This window comes from Thiocystis violascens DSM 198 (genome assembly GCF_000227745.2).
Lineage (GTDB): Bacteria > Pseudomonadota > Gammaproteobacteria > Chromatiales > Chromatiaceae > Chromatium > Chromatium violascens.
In genome coordinates, this window is record NC_018012.1 from 246,176 (window position 1) to 263,326 (window position 17,151).

13 protein-coding genes are annotated in these 17,151 nt (G+C 62.2%); 2 read left to right on the forward strand and 11 right to left on the reverse strand.

All coding sequences use genetic code 11. From position 1 onward, the window contains the following. Positions 1-103 precede the first annotated feature (103 nt). Positions 104-1,984, forward strand: a complete 1,881-nt coding sequence (locus tag THIVI_RS01150; protein ID WP_014776814.1) for a phosphoenolpyruvate carboxykinase (GTP) — start codon at positions 104-106, stop codon at positions 1,982-1,984. A gap of 125 nt (positions 1,985-2,109) precedes the next feature. Here THIVI_RS01150 and THIVI_RS01155 read toward each other — a convergent pair whose 3' ends face one another. From THIVI_RS01155 to THIVI_RS01205, 11 genes are all read right to left on the reverse strand, one after another. After that, complete coding sequence (locus tag THIVI_RS01155; protein WP_014776815.1) at positions 2,110-2,379, reverse strand: hypothetical protein; 270 nt, start codon at positions 2,377-2,379, stop codon at positions 2,110-2,112. A gap of 93 nt (positions 2,380-2,472) precedes the next feature. Then, complete coding sequence (gene coaE, locus THIVI_RS01160; RefSeq protein ID WP_014776816.1) at positions 2,473-3,072, reverse strand: dephospho-CoA kinase; 600 nt, start codon at positions 3,070-3,072, stop codon at positions 2,473-2,475. 86 nt (positions 3,073-3,158) lie between these two features. Then, on the reverse strand, positions 3,159-4,061 hold the full coding sequence (locus THIVI_RS01165; RefSeq protein ID WP_014776817.1) for a prepilin peptidase: 903 nt from the start codon (positions 4,059-4,061) through the stop codon (positions 3,159-3,161). A gap of 5 nt (positions 4,062-4,066) precedes the next feature. After that, a complete protein-coding gene (locus THIVI_RS01170; RefSeq protein ID WP_014776818.1) occupies positions 4,067-5,323 on the reverse strand; it encodes a type II secretion system F family protein in 1,257 nt (418 codons plus the stop codon). Between the two features lie 20 nt (positions 5,324-5,343). Further along, on the reverse strand, positions 5,344-7,059 hold the full coding sequence (pilB, locus tag THIVI_RS01175; protein WP_014776819.1) for a type IV-A pilus assembly ATPase PilB: 1,716 nt from the start codon (positions 7,057-7,059) through the stop codon (positions 5,344-5,346). A 13-nt stretch (positions 7,060-7,072) separates the two neighbouring features. After that, complete coding sequence (locus THIVI_RS01180) at positions 7,073-7,906, reverse strand: LabA-like NYN domain-containing protein (protein ID WP_014776820.1); 834 nt, start codon at positions 7,904-7,906, stop codon at positions 7,073-7,075. Positions 7,907-8,173: 267 nt separating this feature from the next. Beyond that, a complete protein-coding gene (gene acs, locus THIVI_RS01185) occupies positions 8,174-10,120 on the reverse strand; it encodes an acetate--CoA ligase (RefSeq protein ID WP_014776821.1) in 1,947 nt (648 codons plus the stop codon). Between the two features lie 264 nt (positions 10,121-10,384). Next, positions 10,385-11,062, reverse strand: coding sequence for an exonuclease domain-containing protein (locus tag THIVI_RS01190; RefSeq protein WP_014776822.1), 678 nt, complete (start codon positions 11,060-11,062; stop codon positions 10,385-10,387). A gap of 21 nt (positions 11,063-11,083) precedes the next feature. Continuing rightward, the gene (locus THIVI_RS01195) at positions 11,084-12,949 is read right to left on the reverse strand and encodes a DUF294 nucleotidyltransferase-like domain-containing protein (protein WP_041447197.1); all 1,866 of its coding nucleotides are present in this window, start codon (positions 12,947-12,949) and stop codon (positions 11,084-11,086) included. Positions 12,950-13,181: 232 nt separating this feature from the next. Beyond that, positions 13,182-14,981 (reverse strand): sodium:solute symporter family protein, encoded by a 1,800-nt coding sequence (locus THIVI_RS01200; protein WP_014776824.1) that lies wholly within the window; start codon positions 14,979-14,981, stop codon positions 13,182-13,184. 13 nt (positions 14,982-14,994) lie between these two features. After that, positions 14,995-15,252 carry a DUF4212 domain-containing protein gene (locus THIVI_RS01205; RefSeq protein WP_014776825.1) on the reverse strand — a complete coding sequence of 86 codons (258 nt, stop codon included), beginning with the start codon at positions 15,250-15,252 and terminating at the stop codon, positions 14,995-14,997. 378 nt (positions 15,253-15,630) lie between these two features. Here THIVI_RS01205 and thrC point away from each other — a divergent pair, with 378 nt between their 5' ends. Beyond that, on the forward strand, positions 15,631-17,034 hold the full coding sequence (gene thrC, locus THIVI_RS01210) for a threonine synthase (RefSeq protein WP_014776826.1): 1,404 nt from the start codon (positions 15,631-15,633) through the stop codon (positions 17,032-17,034). The last annotated feature ends 117 nt before the right edge of the window (positions 17,035-17,151 follow it).

The window sequence follows — 17,151 nt, forward strand, 5'->3', positions numbered from 1 at the left end:
TCGTGGAGTCAGACCCCATTCTTACAACCTCGCCATTCTCCGAACGCCCCGATTCGGCCGATCGCCCGATCCTTCCAACCGCTTTTTCAGGAATCCATGACTTATGACCAGTTCCCACGACGGCGCCACGCGCACCAGTAATCGAAAATTGCTCGACTGGGTCGATGAGATCGCCGCGCTCTGTCGCCCCGACCGCATCTACTGGTGCGATGGCAGCCAGGAAGAGTACAACCGGCTCTGCGAGGAGATGGTCACGACCGGCTCCTTCGTCCGACTGAATCCCGAGAAGCGTCCCAACTCCTATCTGGCCTGCTCGCACCCTAGCGATGTCGCGCGGGTCGAGGACCGCACCTTCATCTGTTCGACACGCGAGGAGGACGCCGGCCCAACCAATAACTGGATGGACCCGCGCAAGGCCAAGCCGCTGCTCAAGGAGATCTTCAAGGACTGTATGCAGGGCCGCACCCTCTACGTGATCCCCTTCAGCATGGGGCCGCTGGGCTCGCCGATTGCCCATATCGGTGTCGAGATCACTGACTCGCCCTACGTGGTCGTGAACCAGCGCATCATGACGCGCATGGGTCAGCCCGTGCTCGACGTGCTCGGTCCGGACGGCGCATTCGTGCCCTGTATCCATTCGGTGGGCGCCCCGCTGCACCCCGGTGAGGAGGACGTCCCCTGGCCCTGCGCCGCGCGCATCGAGGACAAATACATCACCCACTTCCCGGAGACCCGCGAGATTTGGTCCTACGGCAGCGGGTATGGTGGCAACGCGCTGCTCGGCAAGAAGTGTCTGGCGCTACGCATCGCCTCGGTCATGGCGCGCGACGAGGGTTGGCTGGCCGAGCACATGCTGATCATGGGAGTCGAGTCACCCGAGCACGAGAAACTCTATGTGGCGGCGGCTTTCCCGAGCGCCTGCGGCAAGACCAACTTCGCGATGCTGATCCCGCCCGCTGGCTACGAGGGCTGGAAGGTGACCACCATCGGCGACGATATCGCCTGGATCAAGCCGAACGCTGACGGTCGCTTCTATGCGATCAATCCGGAGTACGGTCTGTTCGGCGTTGCGCCCGGCACCAATGCAAGCTCCAACCCCAACGCGCTCGCCGCCACCAGCCGTGACGCCATCTTCACCAACTGCGCCCTGACCGACGATGGCGACATCTGGTGGGAGGGGTTGACCGAGGAGCCGCCCGCGCACCTGATCGACTGGCAGGGCAAGGATTGGACCCCCGGTTGCGGTCGCCCGGCCGCACACCCGAACGCCCGCTTCACCGCGCTGGCCTCGGCCTGTCCCTCGATCGACCCAGAGTGGGAGAACCCCAAGGGCGTGCCGATCAGCGCCTTCCTCTTCGGCGGTCGGGTCAGCAAGCACTTCCCGCTGGTGTTCCAGAGCTATAACTGGGAGCACGGCGTCTACATGGCCGCGACCATGGGGTCGGAGGCGACCGCCGCCGCCATCGGCCAGGCCGCCATGCGGCGCGACCCCATGGCCATGCTGCCCTTCTGTGGCTACAACATGGCCGACTACTGGCGCCATTGGCTGCGGATGGGGCGCCGTCATGTCGCCACGCCGCCACGCATCTTCCGCGTCAACTGGTTCCGCAAGGACAGCCACTCGCGTTTCATGTGGCCGGGATTCGGCGAGAACATGCGGGTCTTGGAGTGGATCGTGAAGCGTTGCAATCATCAGGGTGCGGGGGTGGAGAGTCCGCTGGGCTGGATTCCGAACTACGACGCCTTCAACTGGGAGGGGCTGGATTTCAGTCGTGACGATTTTTACGCGATCATGAACATCGATCGCGAGGTCGCGCGGCAGGAGACCAACGATCAGGAGGAACTCTTCACGCGGTTCGGCGATCATCTGCCCCGCGAGATCGAGATCGAGCGCGAACTTCAGCTCTCGCGGCTCTTCCATTCGCCATCCATCTGGGATCTGTCGGTGGTTTCCGGTTCGCCTGAGACAGAAGCGCCGAAATGACGCGAACGGCGTAAGTGGCATCCGGACATTCCGTGTCGCCTGATGTGCAAAGCGACCTAGCGATGCGTGGGGGGACGCGGGACAAGCGGTGGCCGATCCCGCAGGATCGGCCAGACAGCAGGCCGTTAAGGCGTGCTTGGTTTATCGACGGTCTTCGCCGGTTCGGTGGCGGCCTCTTTTTTCTTCGGTAACGCGCGGCAGTGGCTTGCGACCTGGACGTTGTCCTTGCGCGTGTAGCCGGCCTGCCAGCGGCATTCCGCGTTCGTTTCGCAGGCGGTCTGCTCCATGCCCTTGCAGGCGGATGCCGCGTTGGCCGGTTGCCAGGCCAGGGGGGCGATGAGTAAGGAAGAGAACAGCGTGATCCGTGCGGAGTCGAGCAAAATGGTTTTTTTCATTGGTGTTTCCTCTCTAATAATCCCTGTGGATACCACGCGACGTTGATTCTGTCGCGTGTTTTGGACCATAAAACGGAAGCGCCAATAAAGCAATTATTTTGATTTGGCGAGTTGGAGATAGCGGCGATGGAGATGCCTGACTTGGGAGGACAGCGCGGTTGGGTCGCCGCGGTTGTCGAGGATGTCGTCGGCGCGGGCGTTGCGTTCCTGGCGGGGACACTGGCTGGCGACGATCCGCAGGATCTCGTCCTCGGTAAGATTGCTGCGGCGTTTGACGCGCTCGATCTGAACGTGTTCGGGGACATCGACGACCAGGACACGGTCGGCGAGGGTGTGCTGGCCGGTCTCGAACAGCAGTGGGATGACGAGCACCGCGTAAGGCGCGTCGAGTGTCGCGAGCCGTTCCAGCATCAGGTGCTTGATGGCCGGATGCAGGATGGACTCCAGTCGGGCACGCTCGGCGGGCGCGCGAAAGACCCGTTCGCGTAAGGCGGCGCGGTCGAGCGAACTGTCGGATCGCAGGATCGAATCTCCGAACACGGCCGCGATGCGTTCCAGCACCGGATGACCGGCGGCGGTCAGCTCGCGCGACAGGAGGTCGGTGTCGATGACGCCCGCGCCGAGCGCGCCGAGTTGATCGGCCACGGTGGATTTTCCGCTGCCGATGCCGCCGGTCAGTGCGACGGTGAACATCGAAACCGCCTCCGGCACCTTCCGTCGCATTGGTGTATCGGCTCGGGGGCGCATGAATCAATCAAGGTTGGAGCGGACATGTGCCGCTATCCAAGTCCGCTGATTCGCAGATACGCCTGATTGATCGCGTCTCCCCAGATCAGGCTGATCCAGCCCGCCGCGGCTAGAAAAGGGCCGAAGGGCATGGGTTTATCCCTGTGGTGGCGCCCGACGGCGATCAGGATCACGCCGAAGAGCGCGCCGGTCAGGGCGGAGAGCAGGATGACCTGCGGCAGGAACTGCCAGCCGAGCCAGGCACCAAAGAGCGCCAGCAGCTTGAAGTCGCCGTAGCCCATGCCCTCCTTGCCAGTGGCGAGCCGGAAGAGTTGAAAGACGCTCCACAGGCTCAGATACCCGGCCACCGCGCCCACGATGGCGGCCTGGCTGTCGGCGAAGAGTCCGAACAGGCTCAGGATCAGGCCCAGCCAGACCAGGGGTAGGACGATGCTGTCGGGCAGAAGCTGAGTGTCGTAGTCGATGAGTGCCAGGGCGATCAGCGCCCAGGTCAACAGCAGGGCCGGCGGCGTTTGCCAGGTCAGGCCGAATTGCATCACGACGGCCAGCGTCAGCAGGGCCGTGAAGCCCTCAATGATGGGATAGCGCGGACTGATGCCGACGCCGCAGGACGAACAGCGCCCGCGCAGAAGCAGATAGCTCAGGATCGGGATGTTCTCATGGGCGCGAATGCGGTGCCCGCAGGCCGGGCAGGTGGAGGGCGGCGCGGACAGCGACAGCCGGGGCGTGGACGGTTCCGGCACAGTCGCGTTGGCAGCAGCGCGGTCTGCGGCAAGTTCGGCGCAGTCGCGCGCCCATTCCTCCTCCATCATCCTGGGCAGACGCAGGATCACGACGTTCAGGAAACTGCCGATAATCAGGCCGAACAGGATGGCCACGACGGCGAGCAGCGCGGGGTTCTGTTCGAGTAGTTCGATCCAGGCGAATGCGGACATGGCGCTCAGACCACCGACGCGAGTTTGAAGATGGGCAGATACATGGCAACGACCAAACTGCCGACCAGACCGCCGATGACGACCATGATCATGGGTTCGAGCAGGCTGCTCAGGCTGTCCACCGCGTTATCCACCTGTTCCTCGTAGAAATCGGCCACCTTGGCCAGCATCGAGTCGAGCGCGCCCGATTCCTCGCCGATGGCGGTCATCTGGATCACCATGTGGGGGAAGAGGTCGCGCTGACGCATGGCCAACTGCAGCGATTGGCCGGTGGCGACCTCCTCGCGCATCTTCAGAACGGCATCCTGATAGACGATGTTGCCGGTCGCGCCCGAGACCGACTGGAGCGCCTCCACCAGCGGTACGCCCGCGGCGAACATGGTGGAGAGGGTGCGCGCGAAACGGGCGATGGCGGCCTTGTTCAGGATGGTGCCGATGATTGGGATCTTCAGGACGATGCGATCGATCGCCTCGCGCATTCCCCGCGAGCGCTTGTAGGCATAGCCGAAGCTGTAGATGAAGCCGCCGATGCCCATGAAGAAGGCCCACCACCATTCCTTGAGGAGATCGGAGAGTCCGATGACCATCAGGGTGAATGCGGGCAAATCCGCGCCGAAACTGGAAAAGAGTTCCTTGAACTGCGGGATGACAAACAGCAGGATAACCACGGTCACGATCACGGCCACCCCGATGACGGCGGTCGGGTAGAACATGGCCTTCTTGATCTTGCCCTTGATGGACTCTGTCTTTTCCTTATAGACCGCGATCTTGTCGAGCAGATTGTCGAGGATACCGGCCTGCTCGCCAGCGGCGACCAGGTTGCAAACCAGATCGTCGAAGTAGAGCGGATGCTTGCCCAGGGCCAGCGCCATCGCTGTGCCGCTCTCGATGTCCGCCTTGATGGACAGGATCAGATCCTGCATCGAGGGGTTTTCGTGGCCGCGTCCAACGATATCGAAGGCCTGCACCAAGGGGACGCCCGCGCCCATCATAGTGGCCAACTGGCGGGTGAAGATCGAAAGATCCGCGCTGGTGATCTTTTTCTTGCCGCCGCCCAGCAGCGGCTTGGGCTTCATCTTGACCTTGGTCGGGTTCACGCCCTGGCGGCGCAGATCGGCCCGCACCAGATTGATATTGGCCGCGCGAGTCTCGCCCTTGACCTTGGCTCCGCGCCGATCCATGCCCTCCCAGGCAAAGACACGGGCTTTTTCGGCCTCGGCCTTGGGTTTCGGTTTGACCTTGCTTGCGACTGCCAGTGCCATGGTGCTAACTCCGCGGTGAATTAATCCTTGGTGACCCGATTGAGCTCTTCCAGGCCGATCAGTCCGGCCTTGACCTTGCGCAGACCGGACTGGCGCAGATCCGAAACCCCCTCGCGTTGTGCCTGATCGGCCAGTTGCATGGCGTCGCCGCCCTGTAGGATCAAGCGGGTGATGGCATCCGTCACCTTCATGACCTGAAAGATCCCAACCCGTCCTTTATAACCTTTGTTGCATTTCTCGCAACCGACCGGGCCGTAAATGGTCAGTCCGGTGTCGATTTCTTCATTGGAGAACCCCTCTTCGCGCAGCGCCTCGCGCGGTAGATCGAGTTTCTTCCGACAATGGACGCAGAGCCGCCGGGCGAGCCGCTGGGCCATGATCAACAGCACCGAGGAGGCGATGTTGAAGGGCGGGATCCCCATGTTGGCCAGACGGGTCAGGGTTTGCGGCGCGTCGTTGGTATGCAGGGTGGAGAGCACCAGATGTCCGGTCTGTGCGGCCTTCACCGCGATCTCGGCGGTTTCCAGGTCGCGGATCTCGCCGACCATGAGGATATCCGGATCTTGGCGCAGAAAGGCGCGCAGGGCGGACGCGAAGGTGAGCCCGGTCTTGGGATTCAGGTTGACCTGATTGATGCCGGCCACCTGGATTTCGACCGGATCCTCGACGGTGGAGATGTTGATTTCGGGCTGATTCAAGAGATTGAGCGCCGTATAGAGCGAGACCGTCTTGCCGGACCCGGTGGGGCCAGTCACCAGGATCATGCCATAGGGTTTCTTGATCGCGCCGAGAAATGCCTCACGTTGTTCGGGTTCGAAGCCGAGCGCCTCGATGCCGACCTGCGCCGAGGAGGAATCCAGGATCCGCAGTACGACCTTTTCGCCATAGAGCGTCGGCAGCGTATTGACACGGAAATCGATGTCGCGCGAACGGCTCAACTTCAGCCGGATGCGCCCATCCTGGGGCACGCGCCGTTCGGCGATGTTCATGCGCGACATGACCTTGAGACGCGCGGTCAGACGTCCGGCGGTATTTAGCGGAGGGCTGGCGACCTCGCGCAGCATGCCATCCTGCCGGAAGCGGATCCGGAAAAATTTCTCGAAGGGCTCGAAATGAATATCGGAGGCACCGGCCGTGATGGCGTCCACGAGGATTTTGTTGACATAACGCACGATGGGCGCGTCGTCGATGTTGGCTTCGGATTCGTCGCGCTGCTCGTCATCCTCCGGCGCGATGTCGAGCTTTTCCAGATCCCCATCGACGAATTCGCTGATGGTCGTGGTGTCTTGCGCGGCGATCGCGGTTTCGATGGCTACGTTGAGCCGATCCTCTTCCACCAGGATCGCGCTGGTCGAGAGTCCAGTATTGAAACGGATTTCCTCCAGCGCCTGGTCGTTGGTGGGGTCGGAGAGCGCAAGGAAAAGACGGTTGCCCCGGCGCAGCAGCGGCAGTGCGCGATGCTTGCGGATCAGCCGTTCGTCGACCAGATTCAGGGGAAGACAGGCGAGGTCAAAGGCGCCGAGATCGAGCAGCGGGACGCCGAACTCATGCGAGGCAGCCACCGCGATGCGCCGGCTGTCCAGCAGCTTCTGTTCGATCAGATGGCGCACGAAGGCGCGTCCCTGACGGGTCGATTCCTCATAGGCGGTCATCATCTGCTGTTCGGTCAGCAGATGATCCTTGACCAGTCGCCAGGCCAGTCCCGAGGGTTTGATCGTGGCTTGATCCTTTGACATGGGGCGGTTCCGTTTACCGATTCACCGTGAACGCGAGTCTGACGTTATTCGCGACCAGTCCATTGTCTTTCTGGTCGCTCTCGTTGACATAGAATTCGAGCACGGTCTCCCGATTCGCGAGCAGGTCTTCATTGACATCCTCGGCAAGCTCGTTGGCATGACAGAAGACGCTGGCATAAGGCGAATCCGATTCGCGCGGGTCCGTGATCCAGAGATTCGGCGAAATGACCGTCATGATGCGCAGAAACCCATAGCCCTTGTCGGCGAACCATTTGGTACAGACCCCACGCACGCAGGATCCCGGCTTGCCCCATTCGTTGCGGGGTTCGTAGGAGACGGGGAGCAGGTCGGGGATCAGGAAACCGGAGTAATAGGCATCCACCTGCTGCTGGAGCTGGCGCGAGACGTTCTTGAAGCCCATCAACTCGACCCGGCAGCCGGTATTCTGAAGCGCCTCGACGACCTGCAGAAAGTCGCCGTCGCCTGTCACCAGCAGCACCTGATCAAGTTTTTGCGCCTGCAGCATGGCATCCACGGCCATATCCAGATCGGCGTTCGCCTTGGTGGTGACATTGCCGGCCTCGTCGGTATAGCGACGCACCAGCTTGACGGTGATCTTCCAGCCGAAATCGCGGACCATCTGCTGGTAGGTCTGCGCCTTCTTGCGATAGTCGATATCCTCGCGCGCGCGCTCGGCATCGAAGGCCATATAGGTGTTCAGTCGCTGCAGAATGCCGCCCTCACGGGCCGCGAAGCGGCGCAGCACGTCATAACGCATCTGATAGCCGCCGTTGTAACGAACGTTTTCGGCGTCGACGAACACCCCAACTCGAAAATGAGAACTCAAACTAAACCTCGGTGATCTAAAAAAAGAGGAAGACCCCCGGCGCGCGTTGTACGCATACCGGGTGCGGTCGCGAACTCCTGTGCGGCATCCGTGCTTCCTGATGTTTGCATGAAGACAAAAAACGACCCTCAATCGATACCGGCGAGGAAATCGTGCGCCGGCGTTGGCGCTCCTTACTCAGTGATATGGATTCGATGGCGATTGCACTCAAGACAGCGATGCGCTCTCCGAGTTTTCGGGGAGCGCATCGCTGACGCATGGACGGTCTTACTGGTTGGCGCGATTCTCGATCAGGTCGTTGACCACGGTCGGATCCGCGAGGGTCGAGGTGTCGCCCAGCGAGTCGATCTCGTTGGCGGCGATCTTGCGCAGAATCCGGCGCATGATCTTGCCCGAGCGGGTCTTGGGCAGGCTGGGCGCCCACTGGATGATGTCGACGATGGCGATCGGACCGATCTCGCCGCGTACCATGGCGACCAACTCCTTTTTCAGCTCGTCGGTCGGTTCGACACCGGCCATCGGGGTGACATAGGCATAGATGCCCTGACCCTTGAGGTCGTGCGGATAGCCAACCACGGCGGCCTCGGCGACATGCGGATGCAGTACCAGCGCCGATTCGATCTCGGCGGTGCCGAGACGATGACCCGAGACGTTCAGCACGTCGTCGATACGTCCGGTGATCCAGTAATAGCCGTCCGCGTCACGGCGTGCGCCGTCGCCCGTGAAGTAATAGCCTGGATACTGTCTGAAATAGGTGTCGGCAAAGCGCGCGTGATCGCCATAGAGCGTGCGCATCATCGCCGGCCAGGGACGCGACAGCACCAGCGCGCCCTCGCCAGGCCCCTCGATCAGTGTGCCTTCCGCCGGGTCGACCAGCGCCGGAACCACGCCAAAGAAGGGGCGCGTGGCCGAGCCGGGCTTGAGCGCCGTGGCACCTGGCAGCGGGGTGATGAGATGGCCGCCGGTTTCGGTCTGCCACCAGGTATCGACGATCGGGCAACGCTCGTCGCCGACGATGCGGTAGTACCACTCCCAGGCTTCCGGATTGATCGGCTCGCCGACCGAGCCCAGCACCCGCAGCGACTTACGCGAGGTCTTCTTGACCGGCTCCTCGCCGGCGCGCATCAGCGAGCGGATGGCGGTGGGCGCGGTGTAGAAGATGGCGACATTGTGTTTATCGATGACCTCCCAGAAACGCGACATGTCCGGGTAGTTCGGGATGCCCTCGAACATCAGCGAGGTGGCGCCATTGGCCAGCGGACCATAGACGATATAGGTGTGTCCGGTGACCCAGCCGACGTCGGCGGTGCACCAGTAGACCTCGCCTTCCTGATAGTCGAAGGTGATCTTGTGAGTCATGGCGGCATAGACCAGATAGCCGCCGGTGGTGTGCAGCACGCCCTTGGGCTTGCCGGTGGAGCCGGAGGTATAGAGGATGAACAGCGGGTCTTCCGCGTCCATCTCCTCGGGCACGCACTCGGCGGACGCGGCGGCGATGGCCTCGTGGTACCAGATGTCGCGGCCCTCGGTCCATTCGACCTTGCCGCCGGTGCGCCGCACCACGACCACGGTCTCGACGTTCGGGCATTCCAGCATCGCCGTGTCGGCGTTCTTCTTCAGCGGGACGTGGCGTCCGCCGCGCACGCTCTCGTCGGAGGTGATGACCAGCTTGCACTCGGAGTCGAGTACGCGGTCGCGCAGCGAGTCGGGCGAGAAGCCGCCGAAGACGATCGAATGCACCGCGCCGATGCGGGTACAGGCCAGCATGGCGACTGCGGCCTCGGGGATCATCGGCATGTAGATGCAGACGCGGTCGCCCTTCTGGACGCCGCGCGACTTGAAGACATTGGCCAGTTTGCAGACTTCCGCGTGCAGTTCGCGGTAGGTCAGTTTGCGATCCTCGTTGGGGTTGTCGCTCTCCCAGATGATCGCGACCTGATCGCCACGTGTGGCCAGATGGCGGTCCAGACAGTTGTAGGACACATTGAGCTTGCCGCCCTGGAACCACTTGATATGCAGATCGTCTGCCTTGAAGCTGTAGTCCATCACCGAGTCCCAGGGCTTGGACCAGGTCAGGAATTGCTCGGCCTGCTCGGCCCAGAAGCCCGCCGGATCCTCGACCGAGCGTTGGTACATGACGGCGTACTGCTCGGCGTTGACATGGGCTTTCGCGGCGATTTCCGCAGGCACTGCATAGACCTTTTCTTCCGACATAGGTGTCGTCTCCTCGGTTCTGGGTTGCGTGTTGATCGGGGTCAGTGGATACCATACCAGGCATCCTCGAAGCCGATGACCGGCGAGTACCGTTGCGCTTAACTCTTGCTGACGAAGCTTGCTCTTTGCCTAAGAAGTGCCATCCTGGCCTGTCCCGTCAGGTCTGGAAATCCTGACGACGCGGGACGTTTGCCCACAAGCAGGCGCCGCTGTACTCGCGTTGGCCGACAATACTAAACTGTCGCACTATCAGTATCTAGGAGTTCAACACAGGAAATCGGCGAGCGGCAGGCCCCGACCATCGTCCCGATAGGCTGCCTGGGCCAGAAACAGCTCGGCGGCGGCCAGCGCGTCGCTCAAGGCGTTGTGGGCGCCGTAGCGGGGAAGATTGTAGCGATTGCCGAGCGCATGCAGACGGAGATCGGAGACCTTGAAGGGGATCTGCCGCCGCTCGAAGGTGCGCAGGGCCAGCGCCTGGGTGTCGACGATCCGCATCGGCAGCCCTTGCCCCCAAGCGTGTTTGCAGGCATTGGAGATAAAGCTCTGCTCGATGCTGGCATGATGGGCGATCATGATCCTGCCCGCCAGCGCCGGCAGCAGTTCCGCGATCGCGTCGACGAGTTCGCAGCCATCGGCCGACTGGTCGTCGGTGATCTGATGGATGACCGCGCTCGCCTCCGGAATGGAACGGTCGATGCGCACCACCTGGTGCCGGGCGGTGGACAGGTCGATCCGGACCCCGCGCACGACGACATAGCCGACGCTCAGGATCAGGTCGCGGCGACTGTCGAGTCCGGTCGTCTCCAGATCGATGGCCAGATATTCCAGTTCGCGATAATCCGTTCGCGGATGCGCGAAGGGCTGTTGCAGATAGTCGCGCAAGGGGCCTGGCGGCGCGCGGCGCAGGCGCCAGCGGCGCTGCCAGTCGAGCAATGAAAGCATGTCGGATTCCCGCGGCGGCGTTCAGGCGAAGCGGCCGGCCTGATGACGCTGCCCCAGCGATTCCTGCATGGTGTTGATCAACAGAAACGCCTCCTTGAGGTGCCCCCGTTCCAGCGGCGACAGATCGTCCGGCGACACGAAATTGTCGGCCTTCTGCCCGTTGCGCAGTTGACGCGCCTGATGGCGCATGCGCAGGGTGCCGATGAATTCGAGCGCATCGATCAGGTTCGCCGACCCATCCTTGCTCAGCGCGCCGCACTCGGCGGCGGCCTGCAGGCGCTCGATGGTATTGATCTCGGGAATGCCGGCGGACAGCGCATAAACCCGCGCCAGATCGATGATGGGGACCGTGCCGCGGTGTTTGATGTCGAAGGTATGATTATGGTCGCCGCCATGGATCAGCACGATATTGCGGAAAAAGCCCAACGGCGGACGGTTTTTCACCGCGTTCGCGGTGAGATAAGCGATAAAGATCCGGTTTGACCTGGTCTTTTCCAGCATGCGCTCCTGCAATTCGGCATAGAGATTTTCCGGATCGTGTAGCGGGCGCAGATCGAAAAAGACGCTGGAGAGCATCAGAGCCATGGGCTCCGGCTTGACGATCCAGTTCGCGAAATATTTGTGCCAGATGCGCAGCGGCTGACGCCATTTGGGATTGGACGCCATCACGTCGCCGGGGCAATAGATGAAACCGCAGGCGTCGAGGCCATCGTTGACGAACTTGGCGAGCGCAGCGAAATAAACATCGTCCTCGGGCCGCGCATGGTCCGCGATCAGCAGCGCATTATCCTGATCCGAATGGGATGATTGCTCGCGCCGTGCCTGCGAGCCGCCCACCAGCCAGGCGTAGGGCACGGGCGGCGCGCCGAGTTCGGCCTCCGCCAGCTCGATCAGACGTAGCGTGATGGCGTCCGTGATCGCGCTCACCGCCTGTCCGACCTGGTTGGCGGTGGCACCCCCGGTGATCAGATGAACCTGCAATTCCGCGATCCTGGCGCCGATCCGCGCCAGCACCTCGACCGATTTGGCGCGGTGAATGTCCGCGACCAGATAGACCGAATTGCTGCTCTGGAAGCGCGTCAGATCGGTGGATGACAGCAGCCCCGCCACGCGCCCCTCGTCGAGCACCGGCAGATGGTGGACGTTCAGTCGGGTCATGGCGATGAGCGCCTGGAAACCCAGGGTGTCCATGTCCACGGTTTTGAGCTTCTCGGTCATGATCTCGCGCACCGGCCGATCCGTCGGCAGACCGGCGGCGATACAGCGCCCGCGCAGATCGCGGTCGGTGATCATGCCGGCCAGACGCTCGCCGTCCATGACGATCAGCGAGGAGACCTGATGCTCGGACATGATCCGGGCCGCCTCGCGGATACTGGTGTCGGGCGCGGTGACGATCGGGGCGCGATTGACCATGTCCCGCACCCGCACGGTCATCAGTCCGGTGCCGGTAGCAGGCGCATCGACCATGACATCCAGCGCCTTGCGCAGACGGTTCGAGACCGATTGCTCGAAGTGTTCGGCAAAGGCGGGATGATCGTGGCAGAGTTGCGCCAGATCCGTGCAGGGTAGCGCATAGACCAGGGTATCCTCGGCGGTACTCCCTTGGTCGTTGGGATTCTGGGAGGACTGACGGCATTGCATGTCGCACAGATCGCCCTCGGCCAGCTTACCGACCAGCTCGCCCTGGGGATCGCGCAGTTCCACCGCACCCTTGCGCAGAATATAGAGATAGGGCTGATCGGCGTCCTCGGGCGGAAACGGCGAGCCGCGACGGAAATAACGGACCGACAGCCGTTTTGGCAGGCGTGCGAGCGTCTCCTCCGGGAGCTGATCAAAAGGAGGATGGTTGGCTAGAAACTCCTGGATCTCGATCAGTTCGATGTCCATCGCGCGATACCCCATGGATTCGTTTGGATAGCGACTGAATCCCGGCGCGGCGAGCGGCTTCGGGATGGGTCGTTCAGGCGATCTTATCCGAAAGTCGCGCGGCGTATGTGGCAAGTCTTCCTGTCAGGCAATGAAAAGCCCCGCCGGGGCGGGGCTGCTGTCAATCGCTGTCGAACCGCAAAGTGCGCGAATGTTCGTCGCGCCTTTGCGGTTGCTATGGCCGGATTGTGGATCAGTGGCCGGTCGCGACTCCCGCGCCTCGCGGAATCCGCACATCCTCGACCAGATGCTGGATGTGCTCCGGAGGCGGCGCGGTGAGCGTGGAGACCAGGATGGCGGCCACGAAGTTCGCCAGCGCGCCGATCGCGCCAAAGGCCTCGGGCGTGATGCCAAAGAACCAGTTGGCGCCCATCCCGAGTTCGGGCATCAGGAACTCGGTGCCCTTGACGAAGAAGATGCCCTTGTGCTGGAACACATACAGCAGTGTCACCGTCACGCCGGTGATCATGCCGACGATCGCCCCGATATTATTGGTCCGCTTCGAGAAAATGCCCAGCATGATCGCCGGGAAGATCGACGAGGCCGCCAGACCGAAGGCAATGGCGACCGTCCCGGCGGCGAATCCCGGCGGATTCAGACCGAGATAGCCGGCCAGCACGATGGCACCGATCATGGCCAGTCGCCCGGCCATGAGTTCGCTCTTTTCCGAGATCTTCGGCATCATCACGCCCTTGAGCAAGTCGTGCGAGATCGACGAGGAGATGGCCAGCAGCAGACCGGCCGCGGTGGAGAGTGCCGCGGCGAGACCGCCGGCGACCACCAGCGCGATGACCCAGGCCGGCAGATTTGCGATCTCCGGGTTGGCCAGCACCATGATGTCGTTGTTGACCGTCACCATCTCGTTGCCTTTCCAGCCGAATTCCTCGGCCTTAGAGGCAAAGTCCGGGTTGGCGTCGTTGTAGTACTGAATGCGGCCGTCGTTGTTCTTGTCCTCGAACTTGAGCAACCCGGTGGTCTCCCAGCGCTTGAACCACTCTGGGCGCTCGTCATAGACCAGATTGCCGGTTTCGCTGCCGACTGGGCCGATCTGGATGGTATCCATCAGGTTCAGACGCGCCATGGCGCCGACCGCGGGGGCCGTGGTGTAGAGCAGAGCGATGAAGACCAGTGCCCAGCCCGCCGAGTAACGGGCATCCTTGACCTTGGGGACGGTGAAGAAACGGATGATGACGTGCGGCAGTCCGGCGGTACCGATCATCAGCGACAGGGTATAGACGAACATGTTGAGCGAACTGCCCATGACCTGGGTGGTGTATTCCTTGAAACCGAGATCGGTCACCACCTGGTCGAGCTTGGCGAGCAATGAGAGACCGCTGTCGTCGCCGATGTAAGTTCCGCCGAGGCCGATCTGCGGGATGGCGACACCGGTGAGGGTTAGCGCGATGAAGACGGCAGGGACCGTATAGGCGACGATCAGTACGATATATTGCGCGATCTGGGTGTAGGTGATGCCCTTCATGCCGCCCAGGATCGCGTAGACGGCGACGATGCCCATGCCGACCAGAATGCCCATCTCGTAGGAGACGCCTAGGAAGCGGGAGAAGGCCACGCCGACACCCGTCATCTGGCCGATGACATAGGTCACCGAGGCGAGGATCAGACAGATGACGGCTACTACGCGCGCGGATTTCGAGTAATAGCGGTCGCCGATGAATTCCGGCACCGTGAATTTTCCGAATTTGCGCAGATACGGTGCCAGCAGGAGCGCGAGCAGCACATAACCGCCGGTCCAGCCCATCAGAAAGACCGAGCCGCCATAGCCGCCGAAGGCGATCATGCCGGCCATGGAGATAAAGGATGCCGCCGACATCCAGTCGGCCGCAGTTGCCATGCCGTTGGCGATCGGATGGATGCCGCCGCCGGCGACATAAAATTCGCTGGTGGTTGACGCGCGCGCCCAGACGGCGATGCCGATGTAGAGCGCGAAGGTCGCGCCAACCACACCGTAGCTCCAGAGTTCAAGTTCGGTCATGGTGTGTGCTCCCTTAGTCTTCTTCGACGTCGAATTTTTTGTCGAGCCGACCCATCAATGCCGCATAGACGAAGATGAGCACGACGAAGATGTAGATCGAACCTTGCTGAGCGAACCAGAAGCCAAGCGGATAGCCGCCGAGCGAGATGGCGTTCAGCGGTTCGACGAGCAGGATGCCGAACCCAAACGAGACGATGAACCAGATGATCAAGAGGACCGCGAGAAGACGTAGGTTCGCCCTCCAGTAGTCCGAGCGTTTATCGGGCGTCATGGCGTTGTCACTCCGTATCGGTTTTTTTAGTGAACGGAAATGGGTGTGTGCATTGGGCGGCGATTGCGTCTTGACGGCAAGTGTCGGCGAGACGGGCAATGCGCCCTGATTAATGATTATTCTTCCATTCGCGTTGGCCGCCAGTGTGGCGGCTCGGGGCATTCTCTGGGCACCTTCGGTATGCTGTCAATGATCGAGACGCGATCAGGGCCATTGACGTGGAAGGCGCGGCGGGTCTCTTGAGAGCAATCGAACGGATTCTAGCTCGATCATTCGCGGACATCGGTTGCCAATCGGTGCCGGGTTTTTTACTCTGGCCGGCTAAACGCCAGACGGCTGCCTGGACAACCCGATCGTTATTACAGCACAGAGAACAGCATGCATTATCTGAGCACACGGGGCGGAATCGCCCCCGTCGGTTTCACGGACGCGGTCATGATGGGGCTCGCCACCGATGGCGGGCTACTGGTGCCCGCCGACATTCCCCAAATCGATACCGGTACCTTGCGTGCGTGGTCGGGGCTGCGCTTCCAGGAACTGGCACTGGAGGTGATGACGCCCTTTGTCGGCGAGGAGATCCCGCGCGCGGATCTGCGCGCGCTGATCGACGCCTCCTACGCGACCTTCTCGCACCCCGAGGTGACGCCGGTGGTGGAGGCCGACGGCGTCCGGATCCTCGAACTTTTCCACGGACCGACCGCCGCCTTCAAGGACGTGGCGTTGCAATTTCTCGGAAATCTGTTCGAGTCTCTGCTGGCTCGCGACGGCGGTTCGCTCAATATCGTCGGCGCGACCTCCGGCGATACCGGTTCGGCAGCCATTTATGGCGTGCGCGGCAAGCAGCGCATCCAGATCTTCATCCTGCACCCCAAGGGCCGGGTCTCGCCGATCCAGGAACGGCAGATGACCACGGTGCTGGATGCCAATGTGCACAATCTCGCCGTGCGCGGAACCTTCGACGACGCCCAGAATATCGTCAAGGCGCTGTTCAACGATCTGCCCTTCAAGTCCGCCTATCGTCTCGGGGCGGTCAACTCGATCAATTGGGCGCGGATCCTGGCCCAGACGGTTTACTACTTTTATGCCTGGGGCCGGATCAGCGGCGGCGATCCCGCGCGGCGTGTCAGTTTCGCGGTGCCCACCGGCAACTTCGGCGATGTTTTCGCTGGTTATCTCGCCAAGCGGATGGGGCTACCGATCGATCGTCTGATCATCGCCACCAACCGGAACGACATCCTGACGCGCTTCGTGCACACTGGCGCCTATGCCGTCGGGGATGAGGTATACCAAACTCTGAGTCCGGCGATGGATATTCAGATCGCATCCAACTTCGAGCGCTATCTCTATTTCCTGCACGATGGCGACACGGCTCGGATACGCGCCTTGCTGGCCGATCTGCAAGCGACCGGGCGGCTGGAGATCGAGCCCGAGCGGCAGGCGCGGGTCCGCTCGGACTTCGACGCCGTGGCGGTGAGCGATCCCGAGACCCTGGAGCAGATCCGCGCCACGCACGCGGCCAGCGGTTATATCCTCTGTCCGCATACGGCCGTGGGGGTGCGGGCGGCGGGCGACCGGGACGGTGTCGTCTGTCTCGCGACGGCCCATCCCGCCAAGTTCAACGAGGCGGTGACTGCGGCGATCGGGCGGGAGGCGGCGGCGCCGCCGTCGCTGCGGGGGTTGATGGAGAAGGAGGTGCGTTGCGCCGAACTGGAGGCGACGGTCGGGGCCGTCAAGAGCCATCTCGAAGTGACGCTTGGCGCTTTGGCGGGCGGGGATGCCTGAATCGGCATCGGTGGAGACGCGGTTTAAAACTTTATATTTTTTAATATTTTAAACCGCGCCAGCTCCGGCGGTCGTGGATGCTGCCGACATTGGATTCAATCCAAAAACATCGCATAC

Coding starts and splice junctions, on each gene's coding strand:
- thrC (WP_014776826.1), top strand. CDS start 15,631: ATGCATTATCTGAGCACACGGGGCGGAATCGCCCCCGTCGGTTTCACG.
- coaE (WP_014776816.1), bottom strand. CDS start 3,072: ATGTTCACCGTCGCACTGACCGGCGGCATCGGCAGCGGAAAATCCACC.
- pilB (WP_014776819.1), bottom strand. CDS start 7,059: ATGTCAAAGGATCAAGCCACGATCAAACCCTCGGGACTGGCCTGGCGA.
- THIVI_RS01165 (WP_014776817.1), bottom strand. CDS start 4,061: ATGTCCGCATTCGCCTGGATCGAACTACTCGAACAGAACCCCGCGCTG.
- THIVI_RS01200 (WP_014776824.1), bottom strand. CDS start 14,981: ATGACCGAACTTGAACTCTGGAGCTACGGTGTGGTTGGCGCGACCTTC.
- THIVI_RS01155 (WP_014776815.1), bottom strand. CDS start 2,379: ATGAAAAAAACCATTTTGCTCGACTCCGCACGGATCACGCTGTTCTCT.
- THIVI_RS01150 (WP_014776814.1), top strand. CDS start 104: ATGACCAGTTCCCACGACGGCGCCACGCGCACCAGTAATCGAAAATTG.
- THIVI_RS01205 (WP_014776825.1), bottom strand. CDS start 15,252: ATGACGCCCGATAAACGCTCGGACTACTGGAGGGCGAACCTACGTCTT.
- THIVI_RS01195 (WP_041447197.1), bottom strand. CDS start 12,949: ATGGACATCGAACTGATCGAGATCCAGGAGTTTCTAGCCAACCATCCT.
- THIVI_RS01190 (WP_014776822.1), bottom strand. CDS start 11,062: ATGCTTTCATTGCTCGACTGGCAGCGCCGCTGGCGCCTGCGCCGCGCG.
- acs (WP_014776821.1), bottom strand. CDS start 10,120: ATGTCGGAAGAAAAGGTCTATGCAGTGCCTGCGGAAATCGCCGCGAAA.
- THIVI_RS01170 (WP_014776818.1), bottom strand. CDS start 5,323: ATGGCACTGGCAGTCGCAAGCAAGGTCAAACCGAAACCCAAGGCCGAG.